The organism is Herbaspirillum rhizosphaerae (assembly GCF_001189965.1).
In the GTDB taxonomy this organism is placed as follows: domain Bacteria; phylum Pseudomonadota; class Gammaproteobacteria; order Burkholderiales; family Burkholderiaceae_D; genus Herbaspirillum; species Herbaspirillum rhizosphaerae.
In genome coordinates this window covers 150,959-166,621 of the sequence record NZ_LFLU01000002.1, presented here as the reverse complement: position 1 = coordinate 166,621, position 15,663 = coordinate 150,959, and the positions used below count along the sequence as shown (strand labels likewise).

General features: G+C 60.5%; 12 protein-coding genes. 3 read left to right on the top strand and 9 right to left on the bottom strand.

The features are described 5' to 3' along the window. Window positions 1–38 precede the first annotated feature (38 nt). Genes AKL25_RS03505 through rfbF form a run of 3 tightly spaced genes read right to left on the bottom strand, consistent with a single transcriptional unit; the run spans window position 39 to window position 2,597 of the window. Window positions 39–1,262: a class I SAM-dependent methyltransferase gene (locus AKL25_RS03505; RefSeq protein ID WP_050476264.1), complete on the bottom strand. Its 1,224-nt coding sequence runs from the start codon at window positions 1,260–1,262 to the stop codon at window positions 39–41. Next, on the bottom strand, window positions 1,259–1,810 hold the full coding sequence (locus tag AKL25_RS03500) for a dTDP-4-dehydrorhamnose 3,5-epimerase family protein (RefSeq protein WP_050476263.1): 552 nt from the start codon (window positions 1,808–1,810) through the stop codon (window positions 1,259–1,261). The genes AKL25_RS03505 and AKL25_RS03500 overlap by 4 nt, the downstream gene beginning before the upstream one ends. 10 nt (window positions 1,811–1,820) lie before the next feature. Continuing rightward, window positions 1,821–2,597 (bottom strand): glucose-1-phosphate cytidylyltransferase, encoded by a 777-nt coding sequence (rfbF, locus tag AKL25_RS03495; RefSeq protein ID WP_050476610.1) that lies wholly within the window; start codon window positions 2,595–2,597, stop codon window positions 1,821–1,823. A 317-nt stretch (window positions 2,598–2,914) separates the two neighbouring features. Between rfbF and AKL25_RS24595 the strand changes: the two genes are divergently transcribed. After that, a complete protein-coding gene (locus tag AKL25_RS24595) occupies window positions 2,915–4,888 on the top strand; it encodes a glycosyltransferase family protein (protein ID WP_240475637.1) in 1,974 nt (657 codons plus the stop codon). Between the two features lie 86 nt (window positions 4,889–4,974). On the opposite strand, the gene AKL25_RS03480 is transcribed toward AKL25_RS24595, so the two are convergent. Both AKL25_RS03480 and AKL25_RS03475 read right to left on the bottom strand, forming a co-directional pair. Further along, a complete protein-coding gene (locus AKL25_RS03480) occupies window positions 4,975–5,877 on the bottom strand; it encodes a hypothetical protein (RefSeq protein WP_050476262.1) in 903 nt (300 codons plus the stop codon). A gap of 54 nt (window positions 5,878–5,931) precedes the next feature. Beyond that, a complete protein-coding gene (locus tag AKL25_RS03475) occupies window positions 5,932–6,990 on the bottom strand; it encodes a glycosyltransferase family 4 protein (RefSeq protein WP_050476261.1) in 1,059 nt (352 codons plus the stop codon). A 268-nt stretch (window positions 6,991–7,258) separates the two neighbouring features. Here AKL25_RS03475 and glmU point away from each other — a divergent pair, with 268 nt between their 5' ends. Next, window positions 7,259–8,617 (top strand): bifunctional UDP-N-acetylglucosamine diphosphorylase/glucosamine-1-phosphate N-acetyltransferase GlmU, encoded by a 1,359-nt coding sequence (gene glmU / locus AKL25_RS03470; protein ID WP_050476260.1) that lies wholly within the window; start codon window positions 7,259–7,261, stop codon window positions 8,615–8,617. A 66-nt stretch (window positions 8,618–8,683) separates the two neighbouring features. On the opposite strand, the gene AKL25_RS03465 is transcribed toward glmU, so the two are convergent. Beyond that, complete coding sequence (locus tag AKL25_RS03465; protein WP_050476259.1) at window positions 8,684–9,151, bottom strand: Lrp/AsnC family transcriptional regulator; 468 nt, start codon at window positions 9,149–9,151, stop codon at window positions 8,684–8,686. 138 nt (window positions 9,152–9,289) lie between these two features. Between AKL25_RS03465 and glmS the strand changes: the two genes are divergently transcribed. Next, on the top strand, window positions 9,290–11,107 hold the full coding sequence (gene glmS / locus AKL25_RS03460) for a glutamine--fructose-6-phosphate transaminase (isomerizing) (RefSeq protein WP_050476258.1): 1,818 nt from the start codon (window positions 9,290–9,292) through the stop codon (window positions 11,105–11,107). A gap of 124 nt (window positions 11,108–11,231) precedes the next feature. On the opposite strand, the gene AKL25_RS03455 is transcribed toward glmS, so the two are convergent. The 3 genes from AKL25_RS03455 to AKL25_RS03440 form a co-directional block, all read right to left on the bottom strand. Further along, the gene (locus tag AKL25_RS03455) at window positions 11,232–11,711 is read right to left on the bottom strand and encodes a transposase (protein ID WP_050476257.1); all 480 of its coding nucleotides are present in this window, start codon (window positions 11,709–11,711) and stop codon (window positions 11,232–11,234) included. A gap of 71 nt (window positions 11,712–11,782) precedes the next feature. Further along, window positions 11,783–13,018 carry a hypothetical protein gene (locus AKL25_RS24075; protein ID WP_157050472.1) on the bottom strand — a complete coding sequence of 412 codons (1,236 nt, stop codon included), beginning with the start codon at window positions 13,016–13,018 and terminating at the stop codon, window positions 11,783–11,785. Window positions 13,019–13,027: 9 nt separating this feature from the next. Next, the gene (locus tag AKL25_RS03440; protein ID WP_205627207.1) at window positions 13,028–15,550 is read right to left on the bottom strand and encodes a CS1-pili formation C-terminal domain-containing protein; all 2,523 of its coding nucleotides are present in this window, start codon (window positions 15,548–15,550) and stop codon (window positions 13,028–13,030) included. Window positions 15,551–15,663: the final 113 nt, after the last annotated feature.

Sequence of the window (15,663 nt, the reverse complement as noted above, 5' to 3'; positions counted from 1 at the left end):
TTCATGCGCCCGGGAGAGCGTCTATGCGAGCTTCAGAATTACCACACCTGCATGTGCGGCACGGCAATCGCAAAACGTCCGCCCCAGCTGCGAATCTCGGCAAGCTGCGCTTCCACTTCCGCTTTCAGGTTCCAGGGCAGGATCAGCACATAATCCGGCCGCGCCGCCAGCAATGCCGCCGGCGAGACGATAGGCACATGGCTGCCCGGCATGTACTTGTCCTGCTTGGACGCTGCGGCATCCGCCACCAGCGGCAGCAGGTCGGCATGCACGCCGGAATAATTCAGCAGCGTGTTGCCCTTGGCGGCAGCGCCGTAGGCCATCACCTTTTTGCCGAGGCGTTTTTGCTCGAGCAGGAATTGCAGCAGATCCAGCTTGATCTTTTCGGCGCGCGCTTGGAAGCCCTGGTAGGTCGCGATCGTCTCCAGGCCGAAATCCAGCTCCTGCTGCTGTACGCGGCGCAATGCAGCGGTGGGCTGATGCGCAGCCTTGTCGTGGCAGGCATACACGCGCAGGCTGCCGCCGTGGGTCGGGATCTGGTCCACGTCGTACACGCGCAAACCCAGCGTGCGCATCATGCGGTCCACGCTGCCCAGCGCCAGATAGGAAAAATGCTCGTGATAAATCGTATCGAACTGGCTTTGCCCGATCAGATTCAGCAGATGCGGGAATTCGATCGTAATGCTGCCTTCATCCTTCAGCAACACTGCCATGCCGCCCAGGAAATCGTTGATGTCCGGCACGTGCGCCAGCACGTTGTTGGCCGCAATCAGGTCGGCCTTGCCGTCGCGCGCCGCAATGTCCTGCGCCAGCTTCACGCCGAAGAACGCTTCGACAATCGGAATACCCTTGGCGCGCGCCGCATCTGCCGTGCTGGTGGTCGGCTCCACGCCAAGGCAGGGAATGCCGCGCTGCTGCACGTATTGCAGCAGGTAGCCGTCGTTGGCGGCGAGTTCGACCACCAGCGAATTCTGGTCCAGCGCCAGTCGCGCTGCGATCATCTCGACGTAGTCGGCGGCGTGCTTGAGCCAGGTGGTCGACGTCGACGAAAAATACGCATAGTCGGATTCAAACAACTGGTCGTAATGCGCGTAATCCTGCGTCTGCACCAGCCAGCAGGAGCGGCACACCATCACGCGCAGCGGGTAGTAGGTTTCCGGCCGCATCAGGTCTTCCTGACGCAGATAGGCATTCGAGGGCGGTGAGAAACCCAGATCGATAAACGTATCGTGCAGGTCGGTCTGGCAATGACGGCATTTCATAAGCTGATCCCGGAAAAATCGGCGCCCAGCAGGGGATGCTGCAGGTCGCGTTCGGATAAATTCTGTGGCGGCAAGGGCCAGGCGATGGCAACGCGAGGGTCGTCGTAACGCAGCGCGCCCTCGGCTGCCGGCGTATAAGGCGCGGTATGCAGATACAGCATCTGCACTTCATCGGTCAGCGCCTGGAAACCGTGGGCGCATCCCTCGGGAATCAGCAAGGCGCGGTCGTCCCCCGCTTCCAGCTCGAAGCCGCGCCAGGCCAGAAAGGTCGGCGAGCCGCGGCGCAGGTCGACGACGACGTCGAAGATTTTCCCGGTCAGGCAGCGGATGATTTTTTTCTCTGCATGCGGCGCGTGCTGAAAATGCATGCCGCGCACGCTGCCGCGTTGCACTGTATGGGAGTGATTGATCTGGCGGATGGTCGCGCCCTGCAGCGCATCGGCCAGGTCGCTGTCGCAGAACCAGCGGGCGAAGCCGCCGCGCTCGTCGCGACGGCGGTCGGTTTCGATCAGCAGCACGCCGGGCAGGTCGGTGGGCAACGTCTTCATGTTGACAGGCTTAAGCCCAGGTCTTCCATTGCGCCGCGCCGTTGTCCCACAGCTGGTTGAGCTGGACCTTGTCGCGCAAGGTGTCCATGCACTTCCAGAAACCGCGATGCTGCCAGTTCAGCAGCATGCCGTCGCGCGCGATGTTTTCCAGCGGCGCACGTTCGAAAATGGTGCCTTCGCCGTCCTGCAGATAGTCGAACACGCCGGCGCGGCACACCATGAAGCCGCCGTTGATCCAGCCGAGGTCGCCCGGCGGTTTTTCGCGGAAATCGTTGATGTAGCCGTTTTCGTCGGTATTGACCATGCCGAAACGCGCTTCCGGCTGCACGGTGGTCATGGTGACCAGCGCCTTGTGCCGGTCGTGATGCGCCACCAGCGCCTTGATATCGACATCGGCCACGCCGTCGCCGTAGGTCAGCATGAAATCTTCATCGCCCAGGTAATCGCGCGCCGCCAGCAAGCGGCCGCCGGTCTGGGTGTGCAGGCCGGTTTCGAGCAGCGTGACTTTCCACGGCTCGGACTTGTTGCGATGCACTTCCACCTTGTTGTCGACCAGATCGATGGTGACGTCGCCCTGGTGCAGGAAGTAATTGGCGAAATATTCCTTGATCAGGAAGCCCTTGTAGCCGAGCAGGATCACGAATTCATTGAAGCCGAAGTGCGAGTAGCTCTTCATGATGTGCCACAGGATAGGCTTGCCGCCGATTTCCACCATCGGTTTCGGACGGACATCGGTTTCTTCGCCCAGACGCGTTCCCATACCACCAGCAAGAATCACAACTTTCACAAACACCCCCAAACATAGGTCATTTCGACAGATTGTGCCGACACGGGCGACGGCATAATGTAGTTTTCGATCTTCTTGGAACCGAACCGGATTGCCTGCCACCGGCGCCGTATCCACTCTTCGAAAATTGTACGTTATATTTGGCGCCGAAAGCGTCGCAAAACGCCCGTTTCAGCAGGATTTTTCAGGGTTTTTGCACAATAATTCCCAGCCGGCGCGGTTTGCGCCGGCCGGGTTTTAGTCGTGCCCGGCCTGCGCCTTTCCGGCCGCCGGGACGAACAGATATCTGCCGCAAATAGACAACGAGGACTGCCGCTGTGACTAGCAACGCGACAAGCAAAAAACGTATCCTGATCTACACCGTCGAATCGACCTGGAGCCCCTGCCCGCAGATCCGCCTGATCCGTCCGTTCGCGCACCTGGAAGACGAGTGGGAACTGATCTGGGGCATACAAAACGGCATGCTCCAGACCGACGCCGTGGAAAGCGCGGATCTGATCCTGCTGCATCGCTTCACACCCGGCCTGCTGCCGATTTCGGCGCTGGAAGCGATCTTCAGACTGGGCAAGCCGGTGGTCTACGAATCGGACGATCTGCTCAACGAGATCCCGCACGATCATCCGGAAGCGGCCGCCGGCGCCAGCTGGAAAGAGGGCATCGAGTACACCGCGCGCCGCGCCAAAGCGATTGTCGTGTCGACCGAGTTCCTTGCCGAAAAATACCGGCCGCTCAATCCGCACGTCCATGTCTTGCCGAATTACCTGGACTACGATCTGTTTTTCCGTCCGGTGCCGGCGCCGCTGCCGGACGACACCATCACCATCGGCCTGCTCGGCTCGTCGATACAGCCGTCCAACTTTGCCTTGGTGGACAAGTCCCTGCGAACGCTGTGCGAGCGCTACGGTTCGCGACTGAAGATCCATTTCGTCGGCTGGGAATGCCCGAAAGGCTGGGAGAACCATCCCAACGCCATCTTCCAAAGCTTCATCCACGAGTATGTCGACTACGCCGCCCAGCTCAAGCAATGGGCCTGGAACATCGCGCTCATCCCGCTGGCCAGCGACGAATACAACCAGTGCAAGAGCTACATCAAGTGGCTGGACTATTCCGCTGCCGGGATTGCGTCGGCGTTCAGCGACGTCTCGGTGTACAACCAGGTCGTCACGCACGACCAGACCGGATTCCTGCTGCCCAATGACGACCAGGCGTGGCTGGACACCATCACGCTGCTGATCGAATCGCAGGAAAAGCGGAAAGCCATCGCCCAGGCAGGACAGGATGAAGTCCGCCGCGACTTCGACCTGCGCGCAAAAGCCGCGTTGTACAACAGCGTCTACAGCAGCCTTGTCGACCGGCCGAAAACGATAATCCCGGCCCACCCGGCTGCAGCTGCAACAGCGACTGCCGCCGCCCCTGCCGCCACCACACCAACTTCGGATGCCATCGCGATGAAAAAGAACATCCTGCAACTCCACTACAACGAAGCCACCCGCCGCTCGCTGGATCCCGGCTTCATTCCGCTGGAAGTGGTCGGCAATCCGCGTCCCGACTGGTTTGAATTCTGGGCCATCCGCGACTACTTCCTGAACAACGATCTCAATGCCGACGAGTACTACGGCTTCCTGTCGCCGCAGTTCCACAACAAGAGCGGCTTGCAGGCGCATCAGGTGCATGCGTTCATGGACAGCAATCCCGGCGCCGACGTGTACACCTTCTCGCCCACCATGTCCGATGCGGCGTGTTACCTGAACGTGTTCGAGCAGGGCAACCGCCGCCACCCCGAACTGCTGCCGATCACCATCGAACTGATGCGCGCCGTCGGCCTGGAAGTCGACATTCAGAACCTGATCAATAATTTCCGCACCACGGTCTATTGCAACTACGTCGTCGCCAAGCCGGTCTTCTGGGAAAAGTGGTTTGCCATCAATGAGCGCATGTTTGAAATCGCCGAAGCCGGCGACAGCGCACTGGCCAGAAAGCTGACCGAAGTCACCGACTACGGCAAGAGTACGGTGCAGATGAAAGTGTTCATCATGGAGCGCATCGCATCGCTGGTGCTGGCATTGATGCCGGAACTGCAGATCGTCAATCTGCAAGTCGGCGCCATGCGCATCGGCAATCCGCTGTTCTATCCGTGCCGCGATGAGATGGTCATGCTCGATGCGCTCAAGACGGCGTACAGCCAGTCGGGCGATCCGGCCTACCTGCAACGCTTCCGCGCGCTGCGGCATGAGGTGTTGCGTCGCTGCGATACGGAATATTTCTCCGAGCAGGCGACCGACTTTTTCTGACCTGCTGCTTCCCGGACGGGAAGCAGCGCTACCGACGCTCCTCGTTACTGCGCTTCGTCATTGAGGCGCAGGAACAGCGACGATCGTCAAATACCTTCAGCCAGGCCGAAGTCTGCGTAGCTGTTGACGAACTTCGGCTCAACCGCTTCAAACACCAGCGCATCGCCGATCAGCTTGTCTTCGTAATATTCGCCGTCGAACAAACCGGGGAAGCGGATCAGCGCCATCACGACCTTTTCCAGCGGCCCGGCGCCGAGATAATAAGCGCCGCCGTTCGCCCACGGGCGCAACACCGGCTTGCCGTAGACGCGGCGATTCAACGCCGGATCACGGCACTCGCCCCAGTGCTGGCAACGGTCGTGATCCAGATCGGCGGAGCGTACGCCGGCATAGGCGTTTTCCTGAGCCAGCGCGGCCAGGCTTTGACGCAGTTTTTCCGGCTCGCGCAGACTCATGCGGTCTTCAAGCTTGAGTACGCCGACGTTGTCGCCGATGTTTTCGTAGACCCAGGTCAGCGCCGCAGCCACCTTTTTCGGCGTGCCTTCGTAGGCATCCGAAGCACTCACCTGCAATGCGCGCACATGTTTGATGGACGGCGCATCAGATCCGCTGACGATCATGTATTCGATGTTGGCATTATCAAACTGCGCAGCCAGACGCAAGGCCTTTGCCTCGCTCTTCTTGCTGCTGACGATCATCACGATATTCTTGACGCCCGAGCTTTTCTTCACGACGTTCTTGTAGTCGCCGATGATCTCGCTGTTGTAAGGCATGGTGGCGATCGCGGTCTTCAGCCAGGCCAGCGAGGCGCTGGCGTTGCCGCGCGCCTGCTCGACCTGAAAACGCTTGTAATCCAGCGCCCATTTATAGCCGGAGGGAATGTGCAGGAACTCCTCTTCCAGGCGATCGCATTCTTTCAGGATGCCATCCCAGGTGAGTGGCGATACGGGCAATTGCAGCACCGTGGTGGCGCGTTGATTGAAAGTCATAGTGATCTCATTGAAGTCGTTGGGGCGGTGATCGCAGCCGGCATCCGCGCCGGATCAAAAGCCCAGTTTTTTGATTTCCGTCTCGGTGTTGACGCGATACACCAGACGTTCGAAACGGTCGGTCCAGTCGTCGGTCAGGTTTTTCAGCAGCAAACTCTTGCCGGCGGAAGTGACGCTCTTGCGCAGGCTGTCGTTGGTCAACATCATGCGGATGTTGGTCGCCAGGATATCGACGTTGCCGACCGGATGCATCATGGCGTTGCGCGCATGGCGCAGGCCGACATGGCGGTAGGTCTCGAGGTCGGAGAGGCACACCGGCACTTCCAGCTCGAACGCTTCCCAGATCGTCAGCGGCTGCGACTCGCTGTCGCTGGCCAGCACGAACAGATCCGCGGAAGCCATGTACGACAAGGCGACTTCGTTCGGCAATTCTCCGAGCATGCGATAGCGCTCCGGGAAAGCGTCCGCGAGCTTGCGCGCGCCTTCCGCCAGTTGCAAATACTTGCCGATGAAAACGCATTCGATCTGGTTGCGCAGATCCGCCTCCAGACTGTCGATCGCCATGATGGTGTCGGCGACGCGCTTGCGCGGCTCAATGGTGCCGATACTCACAATGCGCTTTTTATTCGCCGGCTTCGACTCCGGCTGGAGATTTTCCTGACGGTAGATCGCATCGTTCCAGAACGGCATGACATGCACCGTGGCAGGACTGTCGAACAGGAAGCTGCCATACACGATGCGCTGGAATTCAGTCTGGAACACGATATGCGACGCATGCTTGAAACCTTCCGCGAGCTGAGGAAAGCGCAGGATCATGTCGCGGCCGACTTCCGCTTCGTGTATCCACCAGATCACGGGGACTTTAGGCGCTGCCTGGGCAACATGCGCACCGGACAACAGCGTATTGGCGATCAGCAGATCGATGGCGCCGGCCTGGATGTCCTTGACGATGGGAATGCCCAGTTCTTCGAATTTCTTCTTGATCTCGCCTTCGCCGTCGATACGCGCCATGACCGACACTTCATGGTTCTGCACCAGACGTTCGGCCAGACGCAGCATGGCGATGCTGGCGCCGGTGGTGTAAAACTCGTCATTCAGGAGGAGAATCTTCATGCACAACCTTAAAAAACCGTTTTCAATAGCGATCTGATGCCGCCCGCTTGTCTGTTTTCTTCTGCAAGGGCAAGTCTTCATGCGCACCATCGGCAGCATCATCAGCCGCCATTTGGCGCTTACCATCTTAATGAGAACAGCCGCCATCAAAGGGTCGAGAACATGCGGAAATGACCCTCAACTTTGCATTTGGACAAGCTTTCTCAGCCGTCGCAGAAGCAGGCGCGTGCTACACTTTCAGCTTATTTTCCTCCCCGATCCTGAACGTATGAACGTCGTCATCCTCGCCGCCGGCATGGGCAAACGCATGCAATCCGCGCTTCCCAAAGTGCTTCATCCTCTCGCCGGCAAGCCGTTGTTGGCGCACGTCGTCGACACCGCAAAGACGCTCGCGCCCTCCACATTGTGCGTGGTCTACGGCCATGGCGGCGACGCCGTTCCCTCGAGCTTTGCCGATGCCGGCCTGTCATTCGCCCTGCAGGAGCCGCAGCTCGGCACCGGTCACGCGGTCGCACAGGCGCTGCCCTTTATCGATGACAACACGCCGACGCTGGTGCTGTACGGCGACGTACCGCTGACCACGCCGGCGACGCTGCAGCGTTTGCTGGCGGCGGCCGGCGACGACAAACTGGCCGTCCTGACCGTGACCGTGGCGGATCCGACCGGCTACGGCCGCATCGTGCGCGAACACGGCAAGATCACCCGCATCGTCGAGCAAAAGGACGCCAACGAGGCTGAACGCGCGATCCAGGAAGTCAACACCGGCATCATCGCCGGCCCGACCGCCAGGCTGCGCACCTGGCTGGCGGCGCTGTCCAACGACAATGCCCAGGGCGAGTATTACCTGACCGACGTCATCGCCGCCGCCGTTGCCGATGGCGTCGAGGTGGTGTCGGCCCAGCCGGCCGATATCGCGGAAACCCTGGGCGTCAACAGCAAGGTGCAGCTGGCCGAACTCGAACGCGCCTATCAGCGCCGCATCGCCAACACCCTGCTGGAACAAGGCGTCACCCTGCTCGACCCCGCGCGCCTGGATGTGCGCGGCACACTGGCCTGCGGCCGCGACGTCAGCATCGATGTCAACTGCATCTTCGAAGGCAAGGTCGAGATCGCAGACGGTGCCGTCATCGGCGCCAACTGCATCATCAGGAATGCCCGCATCGGCAAAGGCGCGCAGATCAAGCCGTTTTCGCACATCGACGACGCCGTTGTCGGCGCCGCGGCGCAAGTCGGCCCCTACGCGCGCCTGCGCCCCGGCACCGAGCTGGGCGAAGATGTGCACATCGGCAACTTCGTGGAAGTCAAAAAGAGCAAGATCGCCGCGCGCAGCAAGGCCAATCACCTGGCCTATATCGGCGATGCGACCATCGGCTCGGGCGTCAACGTCGGCGCGGGCGTCATTACCTGCAACTACGACGGCGTCAACAAATTCGAAACCATCATCGAAGACGACGTCTTCGTCGGCAGCGACAGCCAACTGGTCGCCCCGGTGCGCATCGGCAAGGGCGCGACCATCGGCGCCGGCACCACGCTGACCAAGGATGCGCCGGCAGATCAGTTGACGCTGTCGCGCGCCAAGCAGATGTCGCTGCCCGGCTGGACCCGCCCGGTCAAGATCAAGAAGTAAAGCTCAGGAAATAAAGCTCAAGAAGTAAGACTCAGGAAGCCAGGCGACAAGCGTGCTGCGCCTGCTTCAAACCGCGATCCGCGTTTCGAACTTGCTGCGGTGAATGGAGAAATAGCTGCGCACGTTGCGCACGTTCTTGTGCGTGGCGAACAGCCGGTGCGCCAACGCGTGATAGGCGGGCATGTCCGCCACCTGCACCATCAGCACGAAGTCCGGCCCGGGCGAGACGCGGTAGCACTGCAGCACCGCCGCCTCGCCCGCCACCAGCGCCTCAAACTCGACCTGCCGCTCGTCGCCCTGCTGATCCAGCGTGATCTCGACGACAGCCGTCAGCGCAGGGCCGAGTTTCTCCGGCGCCAGCAAGGCCACCTGGCGTGCAATCACCCCGGCATCCACCAGCCGCTTGACCCGCCGCAGGCAAGTCGGCGCCGACGCGTGCACCCGCTCGGCCAACTGGTGATTGGTCTGGGAGGCGTCGTCCTGCAGCGCGTTCAGGATCCGCTTATCCAGGTCGTCGATATCTATTTTTTCCATTTACAGTCAATATTTGAAATATTATTTCAACACGTATATACACTGGAATAATAATCCAAATATTAATAAATTTAGAAATCTTATTTCATATCGCCTGACCTAAGATGAGCCCACTCACTCAATTACGAAAGGCAGCATATGTGCGGAATCGTCGGCGCCGTGGCGCAAAAGGATGTCACTCCAATTTTGCTGGAAGGATTGAAACGCCTCGAATACCGCGGCTATGACTCCTGCGGCGTGGCCGTGCACATGGACGGCAAACTGCAACGCTCGCGCAGCACCTCGCGTGTTGCCGAGTTGCAAAAACAAGTCGCCGAGACCCACCTGGCCGGCTTCACCGGCATCGCCCACACCCGCTGGGCCACCCACGGCGCGCCGGCTACCCACAACGCACACCCGCACTTTTCGCGCGACCGCATCGCCCTGGTCCACAACGGCATCATCGAGAACTACGAAGAACTGCGCAAGGAATTGCAAGACGCAGGCTACGTCTTTGAAAGCCAGACCGACACCGAAGTCATCGCCCACCTGGTCGACCACATGTATACCGGCGACCTGTTCGACACCGTGCAACAAGCCGTACGCCGCCTGACCGGCGCCTACGCCATCGCCGTCTTCTGCGTCGACGAACCGCACCGCGTGGTCGCCGCGCGCCAAGGTTCGCCGCTGATCCTCGGCGTCGGCCAGGGACAAAACTTCGTCGCCTCCGACGCCATGGCGCTGGCCGGCACCACCGACCAGATCGTCTACCTGGAAGAAGGCGACGTGGTCGACCTGCAACTGCAACGCTACTGGATCGTCGACGTCAACGGCAAACCGGCCGAACGCGAAGTCAAGACCGTGCACGCCTTCACCAGCGCCGTCGAACTCGGCCCGTACCAGCATTTCATGCAAAAGGAAATCTTCGAACAGCCGCGCGCCATCGCCGACACGCTCGAAGGCGTCGACGGCATCATGCCGGAACTGTTCGGCGACGGCGCCCACAAGGTGTTCAAGCACATCGATTCGGTGCTCATCCTTGCCTGCGGCACCAGCTACTACTCCGGTCTGACCGCCAAGTACTGGATCGAGTCGATCGCCAAAATCCCGGTCAACGTCGAAATCGCCAGCGAATACCGCTACCGCGACAGCGTCGCCAATCCGAAATCGCTGGTCGTCACCATCTCGCAAAGCGGAGAAACCGCCGACACGCTGGCCGCACTGAAACACGCGCGCGCGCAAGGCATGAGCAACACACTCACCATCTGCAACGTCGCCACCAGCGCCATGGTGCGCGAGTCGCAGCTGGCCTACATCACACGCGCCGGCGTCGAAGTCGGCGTGGCCTCCACCAAGGCATTCACCACGCAGCTGGCGGCGCTGTTCCTGCTGACGCTGGCGCTGGCGCAAACCCGCGGCCTGCTCAGCGACGAACAGGAAGCCGCCCATCTCAAGGCCATGCGCCATCTGCCGGCGGCACTGCAAAGCGTGCTCGCGCTGGAACCCAGCATCGTCGCCTGGGCCGAAGCATTCGCGCGCAAAGAAAACGCCCTCTTCCTCGGCCGCGGCCTGCACTACCCGATCGCACTCGAAGGCGCACTGAAGCTCAAGGAAATCACCTACATCCACGCCGAAGCCTATGCCGCCGGCGAACTCAAGCACGGCCCGCTGGCGCTGGTCACGGAAGAAATGCCGGTCGTCACGATTGCGCCGAACGACGCCTTGATCGAAAAACTGAAATCCAACATGCAGGAAGTCCGCGCCCGCGGCGGCCAGCTATACGTCTTCGCCGACGCCGGCTCCAGCATCACCTCCAGCGAAGGCCTGCACGTCATCCGCCTGCCGGAACATTACGGCCTGCTGTCGCCGATCCTGCACGTGGTGCCCTTGCAGCTGCTGGCGTATCACACCGCGCTGGCGCGCGGGACGGACGTCGATAAGCCGCGGAACCTTGCGAAGTCCGTGACAGTTGAGTGAGGGGGAAATTGGTATTTTTTAGGAAATGAAAGGCTTCCTTTTTTAAAGAAAGCCTTTCACTCAAGGGCGTTCAAAACCGCCGGCAAAACCTGGTCGTCGCAGTGGAAAGCCGGCAGCCATTGGATCAGCTCTCGACTGCTGCAGCCAATTCCTCCGGCGACAAGACCAGGCCCAGCCAATGCAACGAAGAGTCGCTCGTCTCCGGGGATGTTCTCCCCCATTCCGGCCTGTTTGCCGTTGCCTGGTTCTTCTCGCCATACGCGATTCTGTTGGCTTTCCTTGCCAGCCGCAGTGCGGCTCTTTGCATATACAAATCGCCGTGATCCGCGATCTTGCCAAGCATGGTTCGCAGTTCACAACATGCCAATTGCGCCTGGGCCAACTGGTGCCAGAAGCCGGACGCATTCCAGCGCCGGAACCGCATATACGCCGCAAACGGCCTGCCGAATTCAGGCGGCAGATTGCGCCATGCCCGTTGATGCGTGACCACCCACAATACCGCCTCGATATACAAGCGATTGTTCTTTGCGCGCACTCCGGGGCTGTATTCCGTCCCGGTCAACAGCGGCGCCAGTTGCCGCCATTGTTCGTCGTTCAGTCGCATGCGGTGCTCCGGTATTTCATTCATCGTGACATTCTCCCTTCTCGCCAAAACTCATCGTCTGCCCGCGCTTGCTAGAAATCGGAATCGAACATCACGGTGACATTGCCTTTGTAGTTGCCGCCCGGATATCGCATCATTTCGGCGACGCTGGCCTGCCCCACTTCAAAGTGCAGCAGCGAGCGTTGATTGACGATGTACGACGCGCTGGACAAACGTTCTGCAGTGAATTTATCCGTGCCCAGCAGCTGTTTATGTACAAAGCTGCCGGTGGACTCGGCAATGATCCCGGGCAAGGTGACCGCGACCTCAAGCGGGACGGTATGGTTGTCGTTTGTATTGTGTATGCCGCATTGCCCCGCCACCCGGTACTCGCAATCGCTGAGATACACCATGAATGGCCCAGACGACCATAACCTGAACGGCATCTCGCGGCGCAAAGCCGGCGGCGTCCTGCCCTGGTTGGCCCACTGGCTCCAGCCGCCTGGCGGTTGCAACAGGACACGCTCACTGCCGGGAGGGAAGTCCAGCTGGAATTTGTGGTCTACGGTCAGTTCGAATTTGAAGGTAATAGAGTCATGATTGTAGCGACCCTTGCCTATATCGATTTGTTGGCCCGAACCAATGGAGTACCTGAGCTCGCCCGTATAGACGCCATTTTTCATCGCGAGAGGATTGGGTGTTTCAAGCAGATAAGCTACACTTGCCTCTTCAACGAAGCCATCAGACGAGAAGGATTCACCATTGCTTTCGCGACTGCATGCCACATGACCTTCAGGGACAGACCAATTGAACCAAATGCTAGAACCAGCAGCAACGAATCCCCCGAGACCCAAACAGCCACCTGTAGAAGCGCCTTCGGTGTGTGCATTATTGACCATAATTCTGACGAAATCGACCGCCCCCCCCTCCGCTCTTTGAAATAGGGTCGCCAACCTAAAGCGAACCAGAGCGCTCTCCCCATCATCGCCATAGACAGGCACTTCCTTCCAGCCACCATCGACACGCTGATAAATCAGCTCATCGATTGATCCGTGACTTTGAAATTGCCGAACGTGCATTAGGCGTGGATTCGCCGATATGATGGTTGAAGATTCCCCATCACGACATACATAAGAAAAAAATCCAACACAATGGCCCGATGGGGGTGTTTTGTCCACAAATTTATTGTGCGAAGGATTGGCTGCTGAAGGTTCAAATCTCGCGATAATCTTTATATCAACTGCCATGGCATGACCCGCAAAGCCGCCCCCCAGCGCCAGTACGGCAAGTAACAGCGCCGAGCGCCCCATCCATCGTGGTAATTTCATGTGCATTCCTTAACTCTGGTGATCGTCGGTTGCCGCTTGCACGACGGTGGCCCGGCAGGCAACGTCGCCCACCATCAAGGCGCCTGCCTCGCGCTTGTGTTGCGCGGTATCGAATGCAAACTGGCAGCCGCCGCCCAGTTCTTTATGGCGAATATCCAGCGACGGCGCGGCTTCGCTCATTTCCACCGCAAAGAAGCCGTCGGCTTCGGTGACGCTGCGGCCGGCGTGATTGATGACGTGAGCGCCCTTGAGCGGCACGCCCTCATGATCGACCAGGCGGCCCATGACGGTGACGGTTTGCATGATGCGTATCTGTTGATAAGCGACACCGCCCTTGTTCAGGTGATAGCTGGCGGCTGCCGGCTGGATGACCGCGGTCGGCGCGTGCGGACCGTCGAAATCGAATTGCAGGGTGCCGGCCTTGAAGGCCGCAACCGGCACGAAGTTGCGCCCCGTTTTCAGTTCGATGCCGTGGCCGCCGCTATCGTCGGCGCGCAGCGCCAGGCCGGCCACATCGGAGACCACGTCGACGATGACGCCGGCGTTGGCCGACAATGCTTCGCCGGTGGCCGCCACGCGGTCGGCGCCGAACGCCACTGTGCTTTCGAGGTTGACGCCGCCGCTGGCGCCGCCCTGCAGCGAAGAACGCTGCACATAGCCGTCGCCGCGCACCATGTCGCTCTTGAAATCGGCGTTGCCGGACAGGCCCAGGCCGTAGCGGTCTACCGAGGCGGTAGCGCCGACATTGCGCAACAAGCTGTCCTTGAGTTCCTGCTGGTAACTCAGCGAAGCATATTGATCGCGGCCGCTGCCCTGGCTGGCGGCGCGCGTGCCGGTGGTGGCGGAGATGCGACGGCCCTCTTTGCCGAGGGCGATATTCAGGGTGAGCGCCAGACCGCGGTTGCGCCGGGCGCCGTTGCTGGCGTTGTTGGGCCGATCGAAGACGGAAACACGCCAGACGCCGTCGCTGCCATACACCTGGCCGCGATGGTGCAGCGACAGATCAAGGCCGACGCCGTTGCTGGCGCCGACGCTGTGCGAGAGCCGGGCCGAACCGTTGCTCTTGTCGGTCAGGCGATGGTTGAGGCTCAGCGCGGTGTTCTGGTTCATGCCCTGGTAACGTGCGGCGCCGTTCAGGTCGCGGTCCTTCACGCCGAGATTATCCAGCCAGGCGCGATTGTGACTCAGCACGACGCTGCCTTTGGCGTAGGAAAAAATGGATTGGGCGTCGACCCCGGTGCCATAGCCGCCGCTGCGATAGACGTTGGCGTAGAGCCGGGTGCGATCCGCCACATCCCAATCGACCGAGGTGCCTAACTGGAGCTGGCTGCCGACCACCTGGGTCGACAAGCCCACGACAGCACGCGGGTGCAGCAGATAATTGAGCACGCCGCCGGCGGCGAGATCGCCGGCCTGCTCATTGCGTTCACTGTCGAACAGCGATTGCTGCTGGCCGGCGAACACGCTGTAGCGCCAGCGCTGTTGCGGATCGCGCCAATTGTTGGGCTTGTAGATGAGCTCGGTGCTGCGCGAGGTCACGACGCCGTCTTCCACCAGCCGCAGCTCTACTTCATAGATGCCGCCGGGCAGCTGGCGGCTGTCGATCACTTGCAAACCGGCTTGCACCGGCTGGCTATTGATCAGCGTGCCGTTGCGATAGATTTCCACCATGCCTTCGCGGTTGGCCGTGACGTAGACCGGGTAGACGCTGGCGGCGGCGCTGTTGACGCTGAGGCTGTCGGAGCTGCCGGCCATCACGCCCAATGTGGTAAACGCGCGGCTGCCGGCAACCCGCGGCTGGCGGCTGACGCCGATCGCATCCGGCAAGAAATAGCCGGCGCGGACAAAGTGGCCGTCCAGCTCGCGCTGCAGGAACAGGCGCTGCACGGAATGGCGCGGATTGCCGGTGTTGCCGGCGCTCTGGTCGACTTGCAGGTTGCCCATCGCCGTCCAGTTGCCGATGCTGCCTTGCGCTTCGACCGCATAGCGGCCGGCCCAGCTTTGGCCGGCGCCGCCGGCGGCATTGAGGTAGTTGCGCAGGATCAGGCCGCTGCTGCCGCCTTCCGGCAACGCATGGAAGCGGGCGTTGCCGTCGTCGCGCTCTGCCGCCGAAGTGACGATGGCAAGTACGGAATTTTCCAGGCTGTAATGCAAGGCAAGCAAGCCGCTGCTGCAGTCGCGTTCGCAGCTGCCGAGGCGACGCGGTTCCTGCAAGACATCCGTCCAGCGCTGACGCTCGGACGGCCCGAGCTTGCTGTCGCTCACATCGGTAAAACTCACCAGTTGCACGGTTTCTTCACGCGTCAGCAGAACGGTGGCGTCGCCCAGGAACTTGCCATCCAGCTCGACCCGGATCGCCAGCGGCGTATCGAAGAAATGGTCGCGGAATTCGGCCGGCAGGCCCTGGGCCTGAGTGAGAATCGCCATGCCGCCGGCGGCGGCCGGCATGGCGGAATTTGCCAGCACGACGCTGCTGCTCCAGGCCACGATCATGGCGCCTGCCATTCTTGTGAAGGTAAAGATGTTGTTCATAAGAGACCATTTTCCGTAGTGAAGACATGCGCATCTGTATGCCATACCAGCTATATAAAGTAGGAATTCGGGATGCGATCTATCTTGCACAGGACAATCTGTGAAAAGTGGCC

Excerpts from the sequence above, each read along its gene's own strand:
- AKL25_RS03475 (WP_050476261.1), bottom strand. The coding sequence starts at position 6,990 with ATGAAGATTCTCCTCCTGAATGACGAGTTTTACACCACCGGCGCCAGC.
- AKL25_RS03440 (WP_205627207.1), bottom strand. The coding sequence starts at position 15,550 with ATGAACAACATCTTTACCTTCACAAGAATGGCAGGCGCCATGATCGTG.
- AKL25_RS03505 (WP_050476264.1), bottom strand. The coding sequence starts at position 1,262 with ATGAAATGCCGTCATTGCCAGACCGACCTGCACGATACGTTTATCGAT.
- AKL25_RS03500 (WP_050476263.1), bottom strand. The coding sequence starts at position 1,810 with ATGAAGACGTTGCCCACCGACCTGCCCGGCGTGCTGCTGATCGAAACC.
- AKL25_RS03465 (WP_050476259.1), bottom strand. The coding sequence starts at position 9,151 with ATGGAAAAAATAGATATCGACGACCTGGATAAGCGGATCCTGAACGCG.
- AKL25_RS24075 (WP_157050472.1), bottom strand. The coding sequence starts at position 13,018 with ATGAAATTACCACGATGGATGGGGCGCTCGGCGCTGTTACTTGCCGTA.
- glmU (WP_050476260.1), top strand. The coding sequence starts at position 7,259 with ATGAACGTCGTCATCCTCGCCGCCGGCATGGGCAAACGCATGCAATCC.
- AKL25_RS03455 (WP_050476257.1), bottom strand. The coding sequence starts at position 11,711 with ATGCGACTGAACGACGAACAATGGCGGCAACTGGCGCCGCTGTTGACC.
- glmS (WP_050476258.1), top strand. The coding sequence starts at position 9,290 with ATGTGCGGAATCGTCGGCGCCGTGGCGCAAAAGGATGTCACTCCAATT.
- AKL25_RS03480 (WP_050476262.1), bottom strand. The coding sequence starts at position 5,877 with ATGACTTTCAATCAACGCGCCACCACGGTGCTGCAATTGCCCGTATCG.